19 protein-coding genes and 1 pseudogene are annotated in these 20,281 nt (G+C 64.9%); 10 read left to right on the plus strand and 10 right to left on the minus strand.

Annotated features, from left to right (window positions below; all coding sequences use genetic code 11):
- Positions 1 to 93: 93 nt before the first annotated feature.
- A pseudogene (locus tag B0G62_RS32020) lies at positions 94 to 396 on the minus strand (DNA-deoxyinosine glycosylase); the annotation flags it as partial.
- Between the two features lie 18 nt (positions 397 to 414).
- Positions 415 to 1,329: a helix-turn-helix transcriptional regulator gene (locus B0G62_RS00665; protein ID WP_167401164.1), complete on the minus strand. Its 915-nt coding sequence runs from the start codon at positions 1,327 to 1,329 to the stop codon at positions 415 to 417.
- 247 nt (positions 1,330 to 1,576) lie between these two features.
- On the opposite strand from B0G62_RS00665, the gene B0G62_RS00670 reads away from it, so the two are divergent.
- Together B0G62_RS00670 and B0G62_RS00675 are read left to right on the plus strand one after the other, a co-directional pair.
- Positions 1,577 to 1,822: a type II toxin-antitoxin system CcdA family antitoxin gene (locus B0G62_RS00670; protein ID WP_103701557.1), complete on the plus strand. Its 246-nt coding sequence runs from the start codon at positions 1,577 to 1,579 to the stop codon at positions 1,820 to 1,822.
- Positions 1,822 to 2,136 carry a CcdB family protein gene (locus tag B0G62_RS00675; protein ID WP_103701559.1) on the plus strand — a complete coding sequence of 105 codons (315 nt, stop codon included), beginning with the start codon at positions 1,822 to 1,824 and terminating at the stop codon, positions 2,134 to 2,136. Before B0G62_RS00670 ends, B0G62_RS00675 begins: the two co-directional genes overlap by 1 nt.
- 57 nt (positions 2,137 to 2,193) lie before the next feature.
- Here B0G62_RS00675 and B0G62_RS00680 read toward each other — a convergent pair whose 3' ends face one another.
- Entirely contained in the window at positions 2,194 to 2,682 is a 489-nt protein-coding gene (locus B0G62_RS00680; protein WP_103701561.1) for a DNA-deoxyinosine glycosylase, read from the minus strand.
- A gap of 15 nt (positions 2,683 to 2,697) precedes the next feature.
- Complete coding sequence (locus tag B0G62_RS00685; protein WP_103701563.1) at positions 2,698 to 3,348, minus strand: chorismate--pyruvate lyase family protein; 651 nt, start codon at positions 3,346 to 3,348, stop codon at positions 2,698 to 2,700.
- Positions 3,349 to 3,446: 98 nt separating this feature from the next.
- Between B0G62_RS00685 and B0G62_RS00690 the strand changes: the two genes are divergently transcribed.
- Complete coding sequence (locus B0G62_RS00690) at positions 3,447 to 3,704, plus strand: hypothetical protein (protein ID WP_103701565.1); 258 nt, start codon at positions 3,447 to 3,449, stop codon at positions 3,702 to 3,704.
- Positions 3,705 to 3,760: 56 nt separating this feature from the next.
- On the opposite strand, the gene htpG is transcribed toward B0G62_RS00690, so the two are convergent.
- Both htpG and B0G62_RS00700 read right to left on the minus strand, forming a co-directional pair.
- A complete protein-coding gene (htpG, locus tag B0G62_RS00695) occupies positions 3,761 to 5,668 on the minus strand; it encodes a molecular chaperone HtpG (RefSeq protein WP_103701567.1) in 1,908 nt (635 codons plus the stop codon).
- A gap of 174 nt (positions 5,669 to 5,842) precedes the next feature.
- Positions 5,843 to 7,315 (minus strand): aminotransferase-like domain-containing protein, encoded by a 1,473-nt coding sequence (locus B0G62_RS00700; RefSeq protein WP_103701569.1) that lies wholly within the window; start codon positions 7,313 to 7,315, stop codon positions 5,843 to 5,845.
- 127 nt (positions 7,316 to 7,442) lie between these two features.
- Between B0G62_RS00700 and B0G62_RS00705 the strand changes: the two genes are divergently transcribed.
- The 6 genes from B0G62_RS00705 to B0G62_RS00730 all read left to right on the plus strand — a co-directional run bounded on the left by B0G62_RS00705 (position 7,443) and on the right by B0G62_RS00730 (position 14,728).
- The gene (locus B0G62_RS00705) at positions 7,443 to 8,150 is read left to right on the plus strand and encodes a VOC family protein (RefSeq protein WP_103701571.1); all 708 of its coding nucleotides are present in this window, start codon (positions 7,443 to 7,445) and stop codon (positions 8,148 to 8,150) included.
- A 25-nt stretch (positions 8,151 to 8,175) separates the two neighbouring features.
- Complete coding sequence (locus B0G62_RS00710; RefSeq protein WP_103701573.1) at positions 8,176 to 9,084, plus strand: DMT family transporter; 909 nt, start codon at positions 8,176 to 8,178, stop codon at positions 9,082 to 9,084.
- Between the two features lie 98 nt (positions 9,085 to 9,182).
- On the plus strand, positions 9,183 to 10,382 hold the full coding sequence (locus B0G62_RS00715; RefSeq protein WP_103701575.1) for an aminotransferase-like domain-containing protein: 1,200 nt from the start codon (positions 9,183 to 9,185) through the stop codon (positions 10,380 to 10,382).
- 79 nt (positions 10,383 to 10,461) lie between these two features.
- On the plus strand, positions 10,462 to 10,926 hold the full coding sequence (locus tag B0G62_RS00720; RefSeq protein WP_103701577.1) for a RidA family protein: 465 nt from the start codon (positions 10,462 to 10,464) through the stop codon (positions 10,924 to 10,926).
- 129 nt (positions 10,927 to 11,055) lie between these two features.
- Entirely contained in the window at positions 11,056 to 11,952 is an 897-nt protein-coding gene (locus B0G62_RS00725; RefSeq protein ID WP_103701579.1) for a PhzF family phenazine biosynthesis protein, read from the plus strand.
- A 415-nt stretch (positions 11,953 to 12,367) separates the two neighbouring features.
- Positions 12,368 to 14,728, plus strand: coding sequence for a bifunctional diguanylate cyclase/phosphodiesterase (locus B0G62_RS00730; protein ID WP_103701581.1), 2,361 nt, complete (start codon positions 12,368 to 12,370; stop codon positions 14,726 to 14,728).
- 67 nt (positions 14,729 to 14,795) lie between these two features.
- Here the strand turns inward: B0G62_RS00730 and B0G62_RS00735 are convergent, their stop codons facing one another.
- The 3 genes from B0G62_RS00735 to B0G62_RS00745 form a co-directional block, all read right to left on the minus strand.
- Positions 14,796 to 15,824 (minus strand): histone deacetylase family protein, encoded by a 1,029-nt coding sequence (locus B0G62_RS00735; RefSeq protein ID WP_103701583.1) that lies wholly within the window; start codon positions 15,822 to 15,824, stop codon positions 14,796 to 14,798.
- A 20-nt stretch (positions 15,825 to 15,844) separates the two neighbouring features.
- Positions 15,845 to 17,104, minus strand: a complete 1,260-nt coding sequence (locus tag B0G62_RS00740) for a Zn-dependent hydrolase (protein ID WP_103701585.1) — start codon at positions 17,102 to 17,104, stop codon at positions 15,845 to 15,847.
- Positions 17,105 to 17,173: 69 nt separating this feature from the next.
- Positions 17,174 to 18,505 (minus strand): MFS transporter, encoded by a 1,332-nt coding sequence (locus B0G62_RS00745; protein ID WP_103701587.1) that lies wholly within the window; start codon positions 18,503 to 18,505, stop codon positions 17,174 to 17,176.
- A 190-nt stretch (positions 18,506 to 18,695) separates the two neighbouring features.
- Here B0G62_RS00745 and B0G62_RS00750 point away from each other — a divergent pair, with 190 nt between their 5' ends.
- On the plus strand, positions 18,696 to 19,646 hold the full coding sequence (locus B0G62_RS00750) for a LysR family transcriptional regulator (protein WP_103701589.1): 951 nt from the start codon (positions 18,696 to 18,698) through the stop codon (positions 19,644 to 19,646).
- 90 nt (positions 19,647 to 19,736) lie between these two features.
- On the opposite strand, the gene B0G62_RS00755 is transcribed toward B0G62_RS00750, so the two are convergent.
- On the minus strand, positions 19,737 to 20,195 hold the full coding sequence (locus B0G62_RS00755) for a CopD family protein (protein WP_103701591.1): 459 nt from the start codon (positions 20,193 to 20,195) through the stop codon (positions 19,737 to 19,739).
- Positions 20,196 to 20,281: the final 86 nt, after the last annotated feature.

A 20,281-nucleotide genomic window follows, 5' to 3' on the forward strand; every position in this document is an offset into this window, starting at 1 on the left:
TCCCGTCGATGCATCGATCTGTCGTAACGTCGATGCAGGGCGCGCACCTGGGCGTGCGCGAGACCATGCTAGCGCGGCAAGTTTGCAGTGTGCTTACGGCTTGCCGCGCTTCGATGCGCGCGCATCGGAAGGCTCGCCCACCACGTCGCCCAGCGCGCGCCACGCCGCGAGCTTCGCGGCGAAGTTCATCGACGCATAGGCAGGACTACTGGACGGCAGAAGCAGCAGGCGAAAACGCCGCGCATGCACGCCGAGAATGCGCTCGCCGATGCGGGCGGCGGTGCCGCCGTTGAACGCGATCGCTTCCAGCGCGGGCAGGCCGTCGATCAGCGCGACCAGATCGTTGCCCGCGTGATCGCGGATATTGCCGTCGAGACTGCCCTCGCGACGCGCCTTACAGTCAATGACGTGCCTCTACATGCTCTCGAGTTCGCTGTTGAGCCAGTCGGAATAGCGATCCAACGGCACTTCAATCGACCTGAGTGATCCAAGGCGAAACAAAGTACTCCGATGGTAGCCCTCTGCGTATAAATTCACGAAAGTATCCTGGCCGGCATGCTCGCCCTCGAGTTCAAGACCGTGTAGATCTGCAAGCGTTTCGTCATCAAGACAGAAAAACTCCCGCTCTCCATGAATTGAGTCGACCACAAGTCCGTCGAGCCAAAGCATCGCCCTATCACCCAATTCATCGACTACACGCCTGGCCTTTTGCGCAAGCGACTTGGAGTATGGCGAGGATTCGTCGTTCAGTTCCTCCTCGGATGGCTCGTTTTCAAAAGCCATCTCACGCGCCAACTTGTAAACCTCTACATGTTCGTACGAGGGCATCGCCTCAGCGTCATCGCTAACCATCGCAATTCGTTCAACTTCTCTTGTGTTGACGAATACACATCGATTGTCAAGGCTGACAAACGAGAACCAGCCAATGGGCTCCGAACTTATCCCCCCCCTATCCAGAAGCGCCGCCAACCGATCCCGTTCGCCGTCTGTGATGGGGAAATAGCGGTCCGGCCTGGAGACATCGACTATCGTTTCGTCGTCATCGACCATCTGTTGCCGAGCAGGCTGAGTGGCCAGTCTCTGGAATCGGATATGCAGCGTACCGAACGGCAGGTCAGAATCGTTTTCTGACCGCAACGTCTTGCGTCCCTTGTCGAGCAAGTCACTCACAGAACATCCGAACAATATCGCTAGATCCTTGAGGTATTTGGCCGGGACTTCACCCTTGCCAGATTCCCAACGGGCTATCGTTTGCTGCGATACACCTATATGTTCGGCGAGCGCCTGTTGCGTCAGCCGCAGTTCACTCCGAGCCTTCTTTAGGTCCATACCGGTCTCACTCATTTTTTGAGTAAAATACTTGAAAAACGGTTTTTCATCAACGTCAAAATCGCGGAAGCTAGACGAAGGGCCTCTTCAATCCTTGGGCTCTCCCGCAGTTCCGCCGTTGGACGGTATAGCGACCAGACTCGGCCGCATTTCGACCAGAGCATCCAAATCGTCGCTCACGAGTCAATACCCACCGTTTTCATGTGGGCTATAATGCGCATAATTTACCCACACAAGGAGCAACACCATGCGTCACCCAGCCGCCGATGCGACTCCCCGTCGGGCTACAAACATTAGCCTGCCCGAAGACATCTACAAGGATGCCAAGGAACTCGGTATCAATTTCTCGCAGACCTGCGAGCGGGCACTTCGCCAAGCCGTTCAAGTGGAAAAGGATCGCCAGTGGGCCATTAAGTACGCCGGTTTTATCGAGGCCTATAACGAGATGGTTGAGCGCGATGGCTTGCCGCTCGCTCAATACCGGGCGTTCTGATGGCCCGTTTTGACGTATTTCCCAATCCGAGCCAACGTCCAGCCGTGCCTTATGTTGTCGATGTCCAAGGCAACCACTTATCCGGTCTGGCGACACGCGTGGTTATCCCGCTGCGACGATTGGACAGCTTCGCCCCAGTTCCTCTTCCGCCTGACCTGATACCTGTTTTCACGATCGAAGGCATTGAGTGCATGCTGGATACACCAACACTTAGCGCGATTCCGCGAAATGAATTAACCCAATCCGTTACATCGCTGCTTCATCGGCAGGACGAGATCATTTCAGCGCTAGACCGATTGTTTGGCAGTTGGTAAGCGTTCAAACACGCTGGCACTCTCACTGACGTTCAACCACGGCCGGACGCGTCAATTCTATTGCCGCAGTGTTCTCCAAACGGCCCACTTTTCTGCGTATGTGAGTGAGGCATAGGCGGGACTGCTTGATGGCAAGCGAAGAAGTCGATATTGCTCGACCCGATTGCCAAGCGCATTCGTTCCAATCCTGGCTGAGGTCCCCCCGTTAAAGGCGATGGTAGCCAGATTCGGCAACGTATCGACCAGTGCGACCAGATCGTTCTTGGCATGGTCACGTATGCGACTATCGAGGCTTCCAACGCGTCGAGCTTTTGCGACGACGTCCCATAACCCAATGTAGTTTTCGAGTAGTGTTTCGAGACGAAGTGGATAGTCCATGCCGACCAGATCCCGTTCGATCACATCTCCAACAAGTTTCCAGAATTTATTCTGCTTATGCGCGTAGTACTGCTGATGCGCGAGCGACGCCTCGCCCGGCAGACTGCCGAGAATGAGCACGCGCGTGCGCGCATCGACGACGGGGGCAAAGCAGCGCTTGAAACTCATGGCGAAACGGGCCTCTCAACGCGCGATCTGATGGGACGATGCCCGCGACGCCGTATGGCCCAGCGGCCCGCGCTCGCGTGCGGAATGCGCGTGCAACACCGGTTGAGCATCGCGCGCGAGATGCGCCCACAACGCGGGCAGCATGCATTCGGTCACCAGCAGCGGCGCGCCGTGCCGCTCGAACACGGAGCGGCGCGCCACGAAGGCGTGCGGCACCGCGCCTGCCGTCTCGCGCGTGGCGAGCGCATGTAGCGGATGCAGCGCGCTCACACGCCGGCTCACGAGCGCCGAGCGCGACACACCGCTATCGGTATAAAGCAGTTCCGCCAGCGGGCGCGTGCGCAAACGGCGCATGGCCTGCCAGACGCCGTGACTCGCGGCGAGCGGCGTCGCGCTATGGGCGGCGACGTACGGCACGCCATCGACGGCCAGCACGATCTCGCGCACCCACGCGCGCTCGCGCGGCGCGAGGCCGAGCGCGGCGCACTCGTCGGACCAGGGCATGGCGACGGCTTCGCGCGTCACGCGCACAACAACTGCGCCCAGCGCACGCAGATGCGCGGTCAGCGAACCGCCGCGCGTGAGCCAGTCTTTTTGATCGGCGCTGAAGGCCGCGAGGGGCGCGACACGCCAGTGCGCGTCGGCGGCATCGAATCGGATGGGCATGGCCGGGATTATAGAAGGTGCGCCCGGTTCGGACGATTCTTATGGTGTTGCCGCGCCTGGCGGGAAACACTGCCCGTTCAACTCAACAGGAGATTCGAATGGCAGAAAACAAAAAGCGGACCTCGCAAAAAGTCGCCCATCTCGCAGCAGAAACCTTGCATGACAACAAGGCATCAGCCATCAAGAAGAGCCTGGCCGCCTCCGCTTTAGCACAAACGCATACCTCGAAGCAGACCGGCGCCGCGATGGAACATAAGGCCAGCGTAGTCCTGCACAGCAACAAGTATTCTGACGAGACCAAAACCCTCGCCGCCTCGGTTCTCGCGCAGTCCAACAAGGATCGCAAGGCCAAATGAAAAACGCGCCGCGGGTTTCCCGGCGGCGCGTTTTATCGCGACATCAACGGCCCGGATTAACGAGCCAGCAACAACGCATTCGTGCGCTTCACGAAGCTTGCCGGATCTTCCAGCGCGCCGCCTTCGGCGAGCAGCGCCTGATCGAACAGCAGATGGCACCAGTCGCCGAAGTTCGCGCTATCCGTGTGCAACGCCTTGACGAGCGGATGCTCCGGATTCACTTCCAGAATCGGCTGCATGTCGGGCGCCTGCTGGCCCGCGGCCTTGAGCATGCGCTGCAGATAGCCGCTCATGTCGCCTTCGTCGGCCACGAGGCACGACGGCGAATCGGTCAGGCGGAACGTCAGGCGCACGTCCTTGGCCTTGCCCTTGAGCGCTTCCTTCATCTGCTCGACGAGCGGCTTGAGCTCTTCGCTCACCTTCTCCTGCTGCTCTTTTTCCGCGTCGTCGAGCGCACCCAGATCCAGGTCGCCGCGCGCCACGCTCGCAAGCGGCTTGCCGTCGAATTCGTTGAGGAAGGACAGCATCCATTCGTCGACGCGATCCGTCAGCAGCAGCACTTCCACGCCCTTCTTGCGGAACACTTCCAGATGCGGGCTGTGGGTGGCGGCCTGCCAGGTGTCGGCGGTCACGTAGTAGATCTTCGACTGCTCGGGCTTCATGCGCGCGACGTAGTCCGCGAGCGAAACGCTCTGCTCGGCCGTGTCGTTGTGCGTCGAAGCGAAACGCAGCAGCTTCGCGATGCGTTCCTTGTTCGCGTGATCTTCGCCGATGCCTTCCTTGAGCACCTGGCCGAACTCGCCCCAGAAGGTGGCGAACTTTGCCTTGTCTTCGTCCTTCGCTTCGGCGTCGGTTTGCGCCGAGGCCAGTTCTTCCAGCATCGACAGTGCGCGCTTGGTCACGCCGTCGCGGATCGCCTTGACGTCGCGGCTTTCCTGCAGGATTTCGCGCGAGACGTTGAGCGGCAGATCGGCCGAATCGACCACGCCCTTCACGAAGCGCAGGTAGTTCGGCAGCAGTTGCTCGGCGTCGTCCATGATGAACACGCGCTTCACGTAGAGCTTCAGGCCGCTCTTGTGGTCGCGGTTCCACATGTCGAACGGCGCGCGCGCGGGCACGTAGAGCAGTTGCGTGTATTCGCTGCGGCCTTCGACGCGGTTATGCGTCCAGGCGAGCGGGTTCTGGTGATCGTGCGCGAGGTGCTGATAGAACTGCTGGTACTGCTCGTCGCTGATCTCGTTCTTCGAGCGCGTCCACAGGGCGCTGGCCTGGTTGATGGTCTCGAATTCGTCCTTCGTGACCATCTCGCTCTTTTCGGCGTCCCACTCCTCGGCCTTCATTTCGATGGGCAGGCCGACGTGATCCGAGTACTTCTGGATGATCGACTTGAGCTTGTACGACGAGAGCAGTTCGTCTTCGCCTTCGCGCAGATGCAGCGTGATCGTGGTGCCGCGTTGCGCGCGCTCGATCGTCTCGACCGAGAACTCGCCTTCGCCCGCGCTTTCCCAGCGCACGCCTTCGCTCGTGGGCAGACCGGCGCGGCGGCTTTCGACCGTGATCCTGTCCGCGACGATGAAGCCCGAGTAGAAGCCCACGCCGAACTGGCCGATCAGCGCGGCGTCCTTCTGCTGGTCGCCCGAGAGCTTGCCGAAGAATTCCTTCGTGCCCGAGCGCGCGATCGTGCCGAGGTTCGCGACGGCTTCATCGTGGCTCATGCCGATGCCGTTGTCCTCGATCGTGACCGTGCGGGCGGCTTTGTCGAAGCTCACGCGAATGCGCACGTTCGGATCGTTTTCATAGAGCGCGTTGTTTTCGAGCGCTTCGAAGCGCAGCTTGTCGGCCGCGTCCGAGGCGTTCGAGACGAGTTCGCGCAGGAAAATTTCCTTGTTGCTGTACAGCGAATGGATCATCAGGTGCAGAAGCTGTTTCACTTCGGCCTGAAAGCTCCTGGTTTCTTGTGCCATGCCCGTTAGTCCTCTTTCGTTGCAGTTGCAGTGCAGATCAGTCGATTCGCGTCGCGCGCGGCAAGCAGGGTCGTCCTTGCCATTCCCTTGCCGTTCGCGCCGCGTTGCCCGCCCATGTTGGGGCGGGGCATGTCTTTTCAAGTGGGGGGTGACGCACGGGAATCCGGCCCGCCGTCAGCCGCGCCGTGCCACGCCGTCCAGATAACCGGCGAGAAAGCCCGGCAGCGCCGGATCGGCGCAGTTCGCGATGTTAAAGCGCATCCAGGTCGTGGGCGACTGGTGCGGCGAGAACAGACTGCCCGGCGTCAACAGGAAGCCCGCTTCGTGGCCGGCCGCCGTGAGCGCGTCGGCGTCCACGCCGGTGTCGGCCCACAGGAACATGCCCGCGCCGGGCGCGGCGAAAAGCCTGCAGCCCGAGCGCTCCAGCATACGCGCGGCCTTGTCGCGCACGGCGTCCAGCCGCGCGCGCAGCCGCTCGACGTGACGCCGGTAGTGGCCCTCGGTGAGCACGCGAAACAGCACGCGCTCGTTGAGTTCGGGGCTCGTCATGCCAACCAGCATTTTCTGGTCGGCCACGGCCTGCGCGACGTCCGGCGCGCAGGCGATGTAGCCCACGCGCAGATTGGGCGCGAGCGTCTTGGAAAAACTGCCCAGATAAATCACGCGGCGCAACTGGTCGAGGCTCGCGAGGCGCGTGGCCGGATAACCCGACGGGCATAGATCGCCGTAGATATCGTCCTCGACGACGATGAAGTCGTACTGCTCCGCAAGCCGCAGGATGCGGAACGCCTGCGCCGCCGTGAGCGAGGTGCCGGTGGGGTTCTGCAGCACCGAGTTGATGACGAGCATCTTCGGCCGCCAGGTCTCGACCAGCGCTTCCAGCGCGTCGAGGTCCGGGCCGTCCGGCGTGTACGGCACGCCCACGAGGCGCGCGCCTTGCGAGGCGAAACGCCCGAACATCTGGAACCACGCCGGATCGCCGACGATCACCGTGTCGCCAGGCTGCACGTAGAGGCGCGCGAGCAGGTCAATCGCCTGGGTGATGCCCGACACCAGCACGATCTGCTCGGGCGTCGCGCCGATCTCCAGTTCGGCCATGCGCGTCTGCAACTGCTGGCGCAGCGGCAGGAAACCCTGCGGCGAGCCGAAGCCCAGCAGTTGCGTGCCGCTCTGGCGGCCGAGCGAGCGCATCGCGCCCGCGAGGAGTTCGCCGTCGAGCCAGCGCGCGGGCAGATAGCCCAGCCCCGGCCCTTTTTCCGGATGCGTCGACTGGTGGAGCATGTTGCGCAGCAGCCAGACCACGTCGATGGTCGGCGGCTCGTGCGACTGTGCCGATGCCGCGCCGTCCGCGCGCCGCTCGATCGGCGTGACCGAGGCCACGGCGGCAAGCCGCTCGCGCACGAAGAAACCCGAGCCGCGCCGCGAATCCAGATAGCCCTGAGCGACGAGCCGTTCGTAAGCCTCGACCACGGTAAAACGCGACACGCCTTTATCCAGCGCGAGCTTGCGGATCGACGGCATGCGCATACCGGGGCGGAACACGCGCTCCTCGATGCGGCGGCGGCCCCACTGCACGAGCTGGTCGACGAGCGTGACGGTGGCCGCGTCATGCGGGGCGGGAATCTGGTCGAGGGGGACGGACGACATGGCGGCTCCAACTGTACCGAACACTATCGGGCCGATTGTACCGTTACTGTCCGCGACCATACCGGTACATTTGATTGCACGCGTACCGGTATGCTTTCCGGTCCACCGACTTTCCCGCTCCTGCCCCATGACCGCCACGCCGCTTCGTCTCGATCATCTCGTCGTCTGCGCCCGCACGCTGGAGGAAGGCGTCCAGTATGTCGCCGACAAACTCGGCGCGACGCCCACCGGCGGCGGCGCGCATCCGCTCATGCGCACCCACAACCGGCTGCTCGGCCTGTGGGGCGGCGTGTATCTGGAAGTGATCGCCATCGATCCCGGCGCGCGCAGCGCGGCGGCATCCCCAACACCCGGCCGCGCGCGCCTGTTCGCCCTCGACGATCCGGAGGTGCAGGCGCGACTAGAAAAAGGGCCCTATCTTTCGCACTGGGTCGCGCGCGTCGAGCCGCCCAAGGATCTCGCCCGCTGGCGCGCGCAGTACCCGCAGCGCATCCCCGAACTCGTGCCGATGACGCGTGGCGACCTCAGTTGGCAACTGAGCGTGCCGCTCGACGGTTCGTTCCCGTGCTGGCAAGGCGCGGGCGACGGCGTGCTGCCCTCGCTGATCCAGTGGGACACGCCGCGCCATCCGTCGCAAACGCTCGCCGACACCGGCATCGTGCTGCGCTCGCTCACCGCGTATCACCCGCAAGCGCAAGCCCTGCGCGAGCAACTGGAGTGGCTTGGCGCGGCCCATCTGATTACCGTAGAAGAAGCTTTAAGTCCTGCGCTTGCCGCGCAGTTCGAAACCCCGTCGGGAACGCGATCGCTCGGCGCGCCCCGCACGCTGGTCTGACGAGCGCGCATCAACATTCACCAACATGAAAGCACGTGAAACCCAGGGCATGCTGCTCGGCCTCGTCGGCGTCATGATCTTCAGCCTGACCCTGCCGATGACGCGCATCGTCGTCCTCGAATTCCATCCGCTGCTCAACGGTCTCGGGCGCGCGCTCGCCGCCGCCGTGCCCGCCGCCATCCTGCTTTACGTGCGGCGCGAAAAGCGCCCCACCTGGCCGCAGGTCAAGAGCCTCGCCGTCGTTTCGCTGGGCGTGATCGTCGCCTATCCGGTGTTTTCCGCGTGGGCGATGAAGAGCGTGCCCGCCTCGCACGGCGCGATCGTCAACGGCCTGCAGCCGCTTGCCGTGGCGATCTATGCCGCATGGCTCTCGCACGAGCGCCCGTCGAAGGCGTTCTGGATCAGCGCGCTGATCGGCAGCGCGCTGGTCGTGGCGTTCGCGCTTCAGGCGGGCGGCGGCGCGCTGCATGCCGGCGACGCGTGGATGCTGGTGGCCGTCGGCATCGGCGCGCTCGGTTATGCCGAAGGCGCGCGCCTCGCGCGGCAACTGGGCGGCTGGCAGGTGATCTGCTGGGCGCTGGTGCTGTCTGCGCCGTTCCTCGTGCTGCCGGTCGGCTGGCTCGCGTGGGCGCATCACGTCGCGCATCCGGGGCCGGTCGCGCTCAAGACCTGGCTGGCCTTCGGCTACGTCACGCTGTTCTCGCAGTTCCTCGGCTTCTTCGCCTGGTACGCGGGGCTTGCCATGGGCGGCACGGCACGCGTCGGCCAGGTGCAACTGCTGCAGATTTTCTTCACGATGGCGTTCTCGGCGCTCGTGTTCGGCGAACAGGTCGCGCCCTCGGCGTGGCTCTACGCCGCCGCCGTGATCGCCACCGTCGTGCTGGGGCGCCGCGCCGCGATCCGCACCGCCCCCGTGCCCGCGCGCGCCGCTTGAGCAGTTTTCGCGTCATAATCGAAGGTTTTCGGCGGTGCAAGGCCTCGCGCCCCGCACCGCTGCCAGACTCACTCGCCCGACCCTAAAAAGGAGACCCCATGGACCAGAGCGATCTCAAGGCCGCGCCCGCGTGGCAACTGTCCGAGCGTGCAATCAAGCTGACCAGCTCGGCGATTCGCGAAATCCTGAAGGTCACCGAACGGCCCGAAGTCATCTCCTTCGCCGGCGGTCTGCCCGCCCCGGCCAGCTTCCCGGCCGAGGAAATGCGCGCCGCCGCCGACCGCATCCTGCGCGACGATCCGTCGGGCGCGTTGCAATACAGCGCGACCGAAGGCTATATGCCGCTGCGCGAATGGGTCGCCGCGCGCCACTCGGTCGGCGGCGCGAAGGTTCGCCCGTCGCAGGTGCTGATCACCACGGGCTCGCAACAGGCGCTCGATTTGATCGGCAAGGTGCTGGTCTCGCCGGACAGCCCCGTGCTGGTGGAAACGCCCACGTACCTGGGCGCGCTGCAATCGTTCTCGCTCTACGAGCCGAACTACGTGCAGGTGCCGACCGACGACAAGGGTCTTGTCCCCGAAGGTCTCACGCCCGAGCTGACCGCAGGCGCGCGTCTGCTCTACGCGATCCCCAATTTCCAGAATCCGACCGGCCGCCGTCTGCCGCTCGAACGCCGCCAGGCGCTCGCGGCCTTCGCGCAAACGTCGCCGTTCCCGGTGATCGAAGACGATCCCTACGGCGCGCTGCTCTACGCGGGCGAGCCGCTGCCGACGATGCACTCGCTGGCGCCGGAGCATATCGTGCATCTGGGTTCGTTCTCGAAGATCCTGGCGCCGGGCCTGCGCGTGGGCTACATCATCGCGCCCGAGGATCTGCACTTCAAGCTCGTGCAGGCCAAGCAGGCCACCGACCTGCACACGCCGAGCTTCACGCAGCGCATCGTCCACGAAGTCGTGAAGAACGGCTTCCTCGACACGCATATCCCGAAGGTGCGCGCGCTCTATCGCGACCAGTGCGAGGCGATGCTCGACTCGCTCGCGCGCAACATGCCCGAAGGCGTGAGCTGGAACCGCCCCGAAGGCGGCATGTTCGTGTGGGTCACGCTGCCGCAACAGATCGACAGTATGAAGTTGCTGGAAGAAGCCGTCGCGCAGAACGTGGCCTTCGTGCCGGGCGCGCCGTTCTTCGCGCGCGAGCCGCAAATGAACAAGCTGCGCCTCTCGTTCGTCACGGTGCCGCCGGCGAAGATCGAGGAAGGCGTGGCGAAGCTCGCCAAACTGATCCGCGCGCGCATGTGAGGCCTGCGCTTTTTGCGTACTTCCAGAGCACCTGAATTGACGACCAACCTGCGACCAACCTGTAAAAGGACTCCTGAACATGGCTGACATCAACATCTACGACCGTCTCGAACAGCTCGGCATCGAACTGCCCCAGGCGGGCGCGCCCGCCGCCGCCTACGTGATGAGCGCACAGAGCGGCAACACGGTGTACCTGTCGGGTCACATCGCGAAGAAGGATGGCAAGGTGTGGGCCGGCAAGCTCGGCGATACGCTCTCGACCGAGGAAGGCAAGGCCGCCGCGCGCTCGATCGCCATCGACCTGATCGCCACGCTGCACGCCCACACGGGCGACCTGAACAAGGTCAAGCGCATCGTGAAGCTGATGAGCCTCGTGAATTCGACGCTCGACTTCACGGAACAGCACATCGTCACCAACGGCGCATCGGAGTTCATCGCCGACGTGTTCGGCGAGAAGGGCAAACATGCGCGCTCGGCGTTCGGCGTCGCGCAGATTCCGCTTGGCGCGTGCGTCGAGATCGAACTGATCGCCGAAGTCGAATAAGCACTCGATTCGCTTCAGTTCGCTCAGTTCGCTCAGTTCGCTCAGTTCGCTCAGTTCGTGGTGATCCCGGGCCGCGCCGCAAGGTGCGGCTTTTTTTCGTCCTCGTTTTTCGTCTTGATATCGCCGATCATGACTCTTCGCAGCGTTCGCTTCAAACAGGTCGACGTCTTCACGTCGCAGCCCTTCAAGGGCAATCCGCTCGCCGTGATTTTCGACGCCGACGCGCTCGACACCGCGCAGATGCAGGCCATCGCGCGCTGGACCAATCTGTCCGAGACCGCCTTCCTGCTCGCGCCCTCCGACGAACGCGCCGACTATCGCGTGCGCATCTTCACGACGCAGGGCGAGCTGCCGTTCGCGGGCCATCCGACCATCGGCTCGGCGCACGCGTTTCTCGACAGCGGCCGCACGCCGAAGACGCCCGGCCGGCTCGTGCAGGAATGCGGCGCGGGTCTCGTCGAACTGGCGCAGCAGGTCGAAGGCAGCGCGGATGGGCCCGCGCAATGGGCGTTTGCCGCGCCCCCCGCCACGGTGACGCCGCTGCCCGCCACGCAGTACGACGCCCTGCGCGCCGCGCTGCGCTCGGACGCGATCGACTTCGAGGCGCAGCCGTGCGGCGTCGACAACGGCGCGCCGTGGATCGTCGTGCGGCTCGCCTCGGCGCGGGACGTGCTTGCGCTCGACATCGACTACGACGCGCTGGCCGCCGTGGCGGCGAGCGTGGGCGGACAAGGTCTCGCCGCTTACGGCCCGCACGAAGCTCACGGCCCCGCCACCTTCGAGGTGCGCTGCCTCATGACGGGACTCGGCAAGGGCGAAGATCCGGTGACCGGCAGCGCCAACGCCGCTATCGCTCTGCTGCTCGCACAGCAGAACCGACGTCCCGGTGAGCGCTACACCGTGCGCCAGGGCACGGCGTTGGGGCGCGATGGACGGGTATCGGTGAGCTACGACGACGCGGCGGGCAAGATCTGGATCGGCGGCGCGGCGCTCACCGTCGTCGATGGTTCGATCCGGCTCGCATGAGCGCACACGCAGCGAACGCTTCATCCAGAGGTGATCGGTACCCAAGCTGACGCACGGCCTCGGCGCGGACGGGCACGGCCGCTGCGCCGGGCGCCGCCGCCCGCGACGCGCTCGTTCCCCTGCACAGCCGCGCCGCCCTGCCCGTCTGCGCCTCTATGCGCGGCACATCAAGCGCCGGCGCACTTGTTTCCCCGACTCGCGTATACCCGAGGGGGGAGCGCTTCCTTAATCATTCCCCAACCATTAAGATCGAAACATCGGACGCAAAAGACGCGTCCGACCTGACTTTTTCCCGCGCCTCCCGCGCTCCTTCCGTCGCCGTTTCGCATCCGATGCCGCCGATCCAACCGAGCGCCTTCTTGTCGTCCCGGCCGCCGCATCTGCGGCGCGGCAACCCGCATGCGCGGCGCCCCAGATGAGCGCGAACTGGCGCCCCTTCTCGCGCGACGCGAGCCTGCGCGGCGCATCCCGCCCCGCCTACACGCGCCCGCGCACCCTGCTCGCGATTCCCCTGCTGGGCGTGCTGGTGCTGGTGCTGTTGTGGGCCGTGATCTTCACGCGCCTCTCGGTCGAAAAGGAGGCGACGCTGCGCGAGGCAACGGCCTCGGCGGCAATTCTTTCGGCGGCGCTGGAGCAGCACACCGTCAAGGCGATCCACCAGGTCGACCAGATCACGCGCTTCGTGAAGTACGAGTTCGAGAAGACGCCCGATCATTTCAATCTCGCCACCACGGTCGAGAAAGGCGTGGTGCAAAGCGACTCGCTCGTGCAGGTGTCGATCATCGACGAGCACGGCCGGCTGGTCGCCAATACCGCCGACCCCAATCCCAAGCCCATCGACCTCTCGGACCGCGAGCACTTCAAGGTGCACGAGCACGAGAACGACGATCAGCTCTTCATCAGCAAGCCGGTGCTGGGCCGCGTCTCGGGCCATTGGACCTTGCAGATGACGCGCCGCCTCAATCATCAGGACGGCTCCTTCGCGGGCGTGGTGGTGGTCTCGGAAGACCCCGGCTACTTCACGAGCGACTTCTACAACAACGCGGCCATCGGCCGTGACGGCGTGATCGCCGTGATCTCGGACACCGGCGCCGTGCTCGCGCGCCGCACCGGCAACGCCGACCGCGCGCCGGGCACGTTCTCCGCCAGCGGCGTCTATCCGATTTCGGAACATGCGTCGGGCACCTACGTCGATCCGATCGATCATGTGACGCGCATCGTCTCGTACCGCCATATCGACGGCTATCCGCTCGCGGTGCTGGTCGGTCTTTCGCAGGCCGAAGAATTCGCCGACTACAACCACACGCGCGACGTCTATCTGATGATGGCGACGTTCATCTCGCTCGCCATGCTGTCGTTCTTCGCGGTGGCGACCGGCCTGATCGGCAAGTTGCTCGGGCGCGAGCGCGAGATGTCGCAACTCGTGCAGTACGACCTGCTCACCGGTCTCCCCAACCGCTACGCCACGCTGCAGCGGTTGCGCCACGAAGTCGCGCAGCCGGGCAATCTCGGGCGACTGGCGATTCTCTTCATCGACCTCGACAACTTCAAGACCGTCAACGACACGCTCGGCCACAACGCGGGCGACATCGTGCTGCAGATGAGCGCCGCGCGTCTGGCGGACGCCGTGGGCGGCGCGGGGACGCTTGCGCGCATCGGCGGCGACGAGTTCGTGGTGATCGTCAAGGGCGACGAAATCGAGAAGCGCGCGAGCACGCTCGCGGAAACCACCAACGCCGCCTTCACGCATCCGTTCGACGTGCGCGGCAGCGCCTTCGTGCTGCATGCGAGCACGGGCATCGCCCTGTTCGCCGTGGCGCACGAAAGTGAAATCGACCTGCTCAAGAAGGCCGATCTGGCGATGTACGCGGCCAAGGAAGCGGGCCGCAACTGCTTCCGCTTCTACTCGCCGCAGCTCGCCCATCGCGCCGATCATCTGATGAAGTGGGAGCAGCAGCTACGCGTGGCGCTGGCCGAGGGGCAACTGTTTCTCGCCTATCAGCCGAAGATCGATCTGCGCCGCCGCTGCATCACGGGCTTCGAGGCGCTGGTGCGCTGGAACCACCCGCAATACGGGCTGATTCCGGCCAGCGAATTCATTCCGGTGGCCGAATCGACCGGCCTCATCGTGCCGGTGGGCGACTTCGTGATCAGCACGGCCTGCGCGCAGCTTGCGCTGTGGCAGCAGCAAGGCTTCGAGACGCTGTCGCTGGCGATCAATATTTCGGCGGTGCAGTTCTGGCGCGGCGACCTCTACGAGACCATCTCGCACGCGATCGAAGAAACCGGCATCGCCGCGCACAAACTCGAACTCGAAATCACCGAGACGGCGATGATGGAGTACCCGGAACTCGTCTCCGAAAAGATCTTCGCGCTCAAGCGCCTGGGCGTGCGCATCGCGCTCGACGACTTCGGCACGGGGTATTCGTCGTTGTCCTATCTGAATCGCTTCGCGGTGGACACGCTCAAGGTGGATCGCTCGTTCGTGCAGGCGATTCCGGGCGACCGCAGCGTCTGCGTGATGGTCTCGGCGATCGTCAATCTGGCGCGCTCGCTGGGCCTGACGGTCGTGGTGGAAGGCACCGAGACCGAGGAGCAGATCGCCTGGCTCGCGGCGCTCGGGCCGATCGAGGCGCAAGGCTTCCTGTTCTCGCGCCCGGTGCCGGTGGAAGGCGTGCCGGCGCTGATCGAGCGCTTCGGCGTGTGCGGGGCCACGCCTGACGATGTCGGCGAGCAGCGCAACGAACGCCTGAGCGACGCGCAGCAGTCGCGCTAACACCGCTCCTGATCCGATTCCGCGAGGCAGCGCGGCGTGCCGCACTGCCTCCGCTGCCCTTGAGCGCTTAACGCGTCCTCGCCCCCATAAAACCGCCGAAGAACGCGCGCGCGTTGTCTTCGAGGCTTTCGAGGTGATAGCCGCCTTCCTGCACGATCACCGAAGGCAGATCGAGTGCGCCGATCGCCTGACCGAGCTTGCCGAAACCTTCGGTGCTCACAGCCACCTTCGACTGCGGATCGTCCTTGTAGATGTCGAAGCCCAGCGCGAGCACCAGTGCATCGGGCTCGAAGCGCCTGAGCACGCGCAGCGCCGCGTCCACCTGCTCGAAGAACTGCGCTTCGCTCGCGCCGTGCGGCATCGGCAGATTGACGTTGTAGCCCTCGCCCTCGCCCGCGCCGCGCTCTTCCTCGTAGCCCGCCACGACAGGATAGAAGTTGGTCGGATCGCCGTGGATCGAGATATAGAGCACGTCGTCGCGGCCGTAGAAGATTTCCTGCACGCCCTGGCCGTGATGCATGTCAGTGTCGAGGATCGCCACGCGCTTGAAGCGGCTGCGCAACGACTGCGCCGCAACGGCCGCATTGTTCAGGTAGCAGAAGCCGCCCGCCGCGTCCGCGCGTGCGTGGTGGCCGGGCGGCCGGCTGATCGCGTAGCTTTCGCGCGCGCCGTCGTTCACGCAGGCGGCCGCCGCCAGCGCGCTCTGCGCCGACCAGTAAGCCGCGCGCCACGTATTCGCGCCCACCGGGCAACTGCCGTCGGCGAGATAGCGCGCCGCCTGGCCCAGCACGCCGCGCAGCGGGTTCGGCTCGCGCACGAAAATGTTCGACATCACTTCGTCGCCCCAGTCGTCGGGCATGCGCTTCCAGTCGGCGTGCGCCTCTTCGAGAAAGCGCAGATAGTTCATGTCATGCACCGCCGCCAGCGGCGCGGTGCCGAAGTCGGCGGGCTCGCGCACGTCGAAGTCGAGCGAGCGCGCCGCCGCGACCAGACGCGTGGCGCGTTCGGGCACTTCCTGAGGCTCGCGCATTTGACCGCGCGAGAGATAGGTACGCGGATGATGCAGCAATTGCTCGGGGTGAAACCACGTCTTCATAGTCTGTTCTCCTTGCTGTTTCAGGCGGCCGCGGCCTGCGGCACACGCACGCCCGCGCGCGCGGCCACCGCGTTGAGCAGCACGTTCGTGCCCGCCGTCACGTCCTCGGGCAGCGCGTCTTCGGCCTCGTTGTGCGAAAGACCGTCCACACAGGGAATGAACACCATCGCCGTCGGGCAATAGCGCGCGAGGTGGATCGCATCGTGCCCCGCGCCGCTCACGATGCGTTCGTTCGAGTAGCCCAGGCGTTCGACCGCATCGGCCACCAGCGCGACGCAGGCCGGATCGAACGGCGTGGCCGGGCTGGTCCAGCAATGCGCGATGTTCACCCCCAGGCCGCGCGTGTCGCCCACTGCCGCGCACGCCGCGCGTAAATCGCGCTCCATCGCGTCGAGCTGGGCGTCGTCGGGATGACGCAGATCGACCGTGAAGGTCAGATTCGCGGCGATGGTGTTGCGCGACGAATTCGCGATCTGCATCTGGCCGATCGTCACCAGACCCAGCGGCGCGTAACGCGCCATCACGCGCTCGATTTCCAGCGCCATCTGCGCCGCGCCGAAGAACGCGTCCTTGCGATAGCGCATCGGCGTGGTGCCCGCGTGCGCGGCCACGCCCGTCACGTTGACGTCGAACCAGCGGATCGCCTGGCCGCCCGTGACCACGCCGATGGTCGTGCCGCTCGCCTCCAGAATCGGGCCTTGTTCGATATGCGCCTCGAAATAGCTGTCCATGGCCACGCCCTGCACGGGCCGCGCGCCGCGCGCCCCGCAGGCGTCGAGCGCCGCGCCGAGCGTCACGCCATCGGCATCTTCACGCGCGAGGGCGTCGTCGAGCGTCATCGCGCCCGCGAACACCGCCGAGCCGAGCATCGCGGGCGTGAAGCGCGCGCCCTCCTCGTTGGTCCACGAGCAGATTTCGATGGGCTTTTCCGTCGTCGCGTTGACGTCGTTGAGCGCGCGCACGACTTCGAGCGCCGCCAGCACGCCATAGACGCCGTCGAAGCGCCCGCCTTCCGGCTGCGTGTCGAGGTGGCTTCCCATCAGCACGGGCGCGGCGTTGACGTCGGTGCCCGCGCGGCGCGCGAACAGGTTGCCCACTTCGTCGGTCCACACCGTCATGCCTGCCTCGACGCACCAGCGCGCGAACAGCTCGCGGCCCTGGCGGTCTTCCTCGGTGAGCGCGAGGCGCCGCACGCCGCCGCCCGCCGTCGCGCCGACGCGCGCCATTTCCGTGAGGCTCGCCCACAGACGCGGGCCGTCGATTTGCAAAAGGTCTTTCATCGGTTCTTCCGTTTCGGTCGGATAGTCGGAGTAGTCGGAGTAGTCGGTTTCAATTCGTCGAGGCAGAACTCAGTGCGAACTGAGCGCCCGCGACGCGGCTTCGTCGTATGCGTGCTGGCTGCGGCGCGCGTCGAGCGCGACGATGCACAGCAGCGAGATCCCCGCGAGGCCCGTGTAGAACACCGCGAGCGGCCACCACTGCCCCGCGTAGCGATGCGCGAGCCAGGTACCGATGAGCGGCGTCAGGCCGCCCGCGATCGCGCCGCACACCTGGTAGGCCAGCGAAATCGCCGAATAGCGCACACGCGTGGGGAACACGCCCGACACAAAGCCCGCGATCACCGAGTAATAGCTCGCCATGCACACCACGGCGATGGCGATGCCGATCACCATCGGCACGACGCGCCCGCTTTGCACCAGCACGAACATCGGATACGGCGAGAGCATCGCGCCGATGGCCGCGATCTTGAGAAAACGCGCGCCGCCCATGCGCTCGGCGAGCCAGGCCGCGAGCGGCTGCGAGAAGAACTGGATGAAGGCGACGATGAACAGGCAGTCGAGAATCATCGAACGCGTGATGCCGACGTACTGCGTCGTGTACGCGATCATGAAGGTGTTGGTGAAGTACACGCCCGCGATGCCGATGGTGTTCGCGCCGATGCACAGCAGCACGAGACCCCACGCCGAGCTGAACACTTCGGCGATCGGCAGCTTGGCGGTGCGGCGCTGGTCCTTGAGCTTCTCGAACTCGGGCGATTCGTTCACGCCCAGGCGAATCATGATGCCCACCACCAGCAGCAAGGCGGAGATCAGGAACGGCAGACGCCAGCCCCACGCGAGGAAATCCGCCTTGTCGAGCGAAGTGACCGAGCGAAACGCCAGCAGAGACAGAATCAGGCCCGCGGGCGAACCCAGTTGCGCGAACGAGGCGAAGAACGTGCGGCGGCCTTCGGGCGCGTGTTCCCCCGCCATCAGCACCGCGCCGCCCCACTCGCCGCCCACGGCGATGCCCTGCACCACGCGCAGCAGCACGAGCAGCACGGGCGCCAGCGCCCCGACCTTCGCATACGAGGGCAGCAGCCCGACGCACACGGTCGCCGCGCCCATCATCATGAGCGTGGTCATGAGCGCCTTCTTGCGGCCGATACGGTCGCCCAGGTGGCCGAAGATCACGCCGCCCAGCGGGCGGGCGAAAAAGCCCACCGCGAAGGTCGCGAACGAGGCCATGGTGCTGACGAAGCGGTCCTCGGACGGGAAATACAGTTCGCCGAACACGAGGGCGGCGGCCGTGGCGTAGATATAGAAGTCGTACCACTCGATCATGGTGCCGATGAACGCCGCGGCGGCGGCGCGCACCGGCTGCCGGGCAGCAGGGGCGGCGGGAGTTTGCGGGGTGGGCATGAGTGAGTCTCCTTCGGGGCGCGTGCGGTATTGGTTTCAGGCGTGATCAACGCGCTCTGACAGCGCATTCGCCATGCATCCTTTATCGCCATCCATAAAATATTAGTCAAATTTCGAGTTATTATTCTCCGCATAAATTTGGCTAATACCTTTAACACAGCCCCGCCCAGAACCCGTCCGGAGACCGCTCATGCGCGCCGACACCACCCGCTTTCTCAACGACCGGCTCGACTGGAATCTGCTGCGCACCTATCTGGCGATCATGCAGGAGCGCAGCCTGAGCCGCGCCGCCGCGCGCCTCTACGTGACGCAGCCAGCGGTGAGCCAGGCGCTCAAGCGTCTGGAGGAGACGCTCGGGCGCAAGCTGATCGAGCGGCGCGGTCCGCATTTCGTGCCGACCCAGGCCGGCGAAGAGGTCTATCGGATCGCCAACGACATCTACGGCAATATCTCGCGGCTGGAAACGGAACTCGACGAACGCACCGCCGACATCACCGGCTCGATCCGCCTGCTCACGGTGAGCCGCATCGAGTCGCCCGTCTACGACGAGTTCCTCGCGGAATTCCACGTCGCCTATCCGCGCATCGATCTGCAGATCGAAGTCATGCGCTCGACCGACATCATTTCATCGCTGCTGCAAAAGACCGCGACGGCGGGCCTGGGCCTGTGCCGCACGCCCGTCGACAAGCTGGAGATGCGCGGCTTTCTGCGCCAGCGTTACGCGATTTATTGCGGCCGCCATCACCGGCTGTTCGGCCTCTCGCAACTCACGATGGAAGATCTGCTCGCGGAGAATTTCGTGTCGTTTACAAGCGACCAGATCGGCGACAGCCTCTCGCCGCTCACGGTGTTTCGCGACCAGCGCGGCTTCACGGGACGCATCGTGGCGTCGTCGCCCAGTCTGGACGAAGTGCGGCGGTTGATCTTCGCGGGCTATGGCATCGGCTGCCTGCCCGAACATATCGTGAAGGACGATCTGGCGCGGCAGCGCCTATGGCGGTTGCCGCCGGAGGAAGGTCTCGCGGACGTCGATATCCACCTGCTGTGGCATCGGGAACGCAAGATGAATGCGGCCGAAGAAGCGTTCTTCGACGCGATGGAGCGCTGCATGCAGCGCTATGCGCTCGCGCAGCGCCTGTGAAGGACGCCGCGCGAACGTTGCTCATGCAACGATAAGCAGAACGGTAAGCGCGCCTGGTGCCCGCGCCTGTTACCTGCGCTTGTTACCGCGTTAGTACCCGCGCGCCAGCACCGCAACGCCAATCGTCACGACGCCCAGCACGAGGTTGACGACCACGAGGCGGCGCATCGTGCCCACGGCGCGCGCGCCATCGGGCCACTTCTGCGCCTGCACCGCGCGGCGGATGCGCGGAAAAAGCGCGAAGCGGATATGGCCGAACGTCAGCATCATGATCACGCCCAGGCCCGCCATCGCGTGCAACTGCCACGTAGCATGACCGCCGCCGAACTGCATCAGCAGAAAGCCGCCGCTCAGCAGAATCGCGATGATGGCGATGCCCACCCAGTTGAAGAAGCGGCCGAACACCGACTCGATGAGCGGCAGCCGCAGTTGCGGCGAAAGATCCTCGATCGCGGGGCGCAGGCAGAAATGCGCGAAGACCATGCCGCCGACCCACACGGCGACGCTCAGCAGATGTACAAACAGCGCGATTTCGATCGCGTGACCCATGCTGGTAATTCCTCGTACGTAAAAGTATCCGGCGCGAGCGCCCATGCGCCGATGTTTGAATCGCATGGACATTTCCATACGATGAC

It is taken from the genome of Paraburkholderia eburnea (assembly GCF_002917095.1).
Taxonomy (GTDB): Bacteria; Pseudomonadota; Gammaproteobacteria; order Burkholderiales; family Burkholderiaceae; genus Paraburkholderia; species Paraburkholderia eburnea.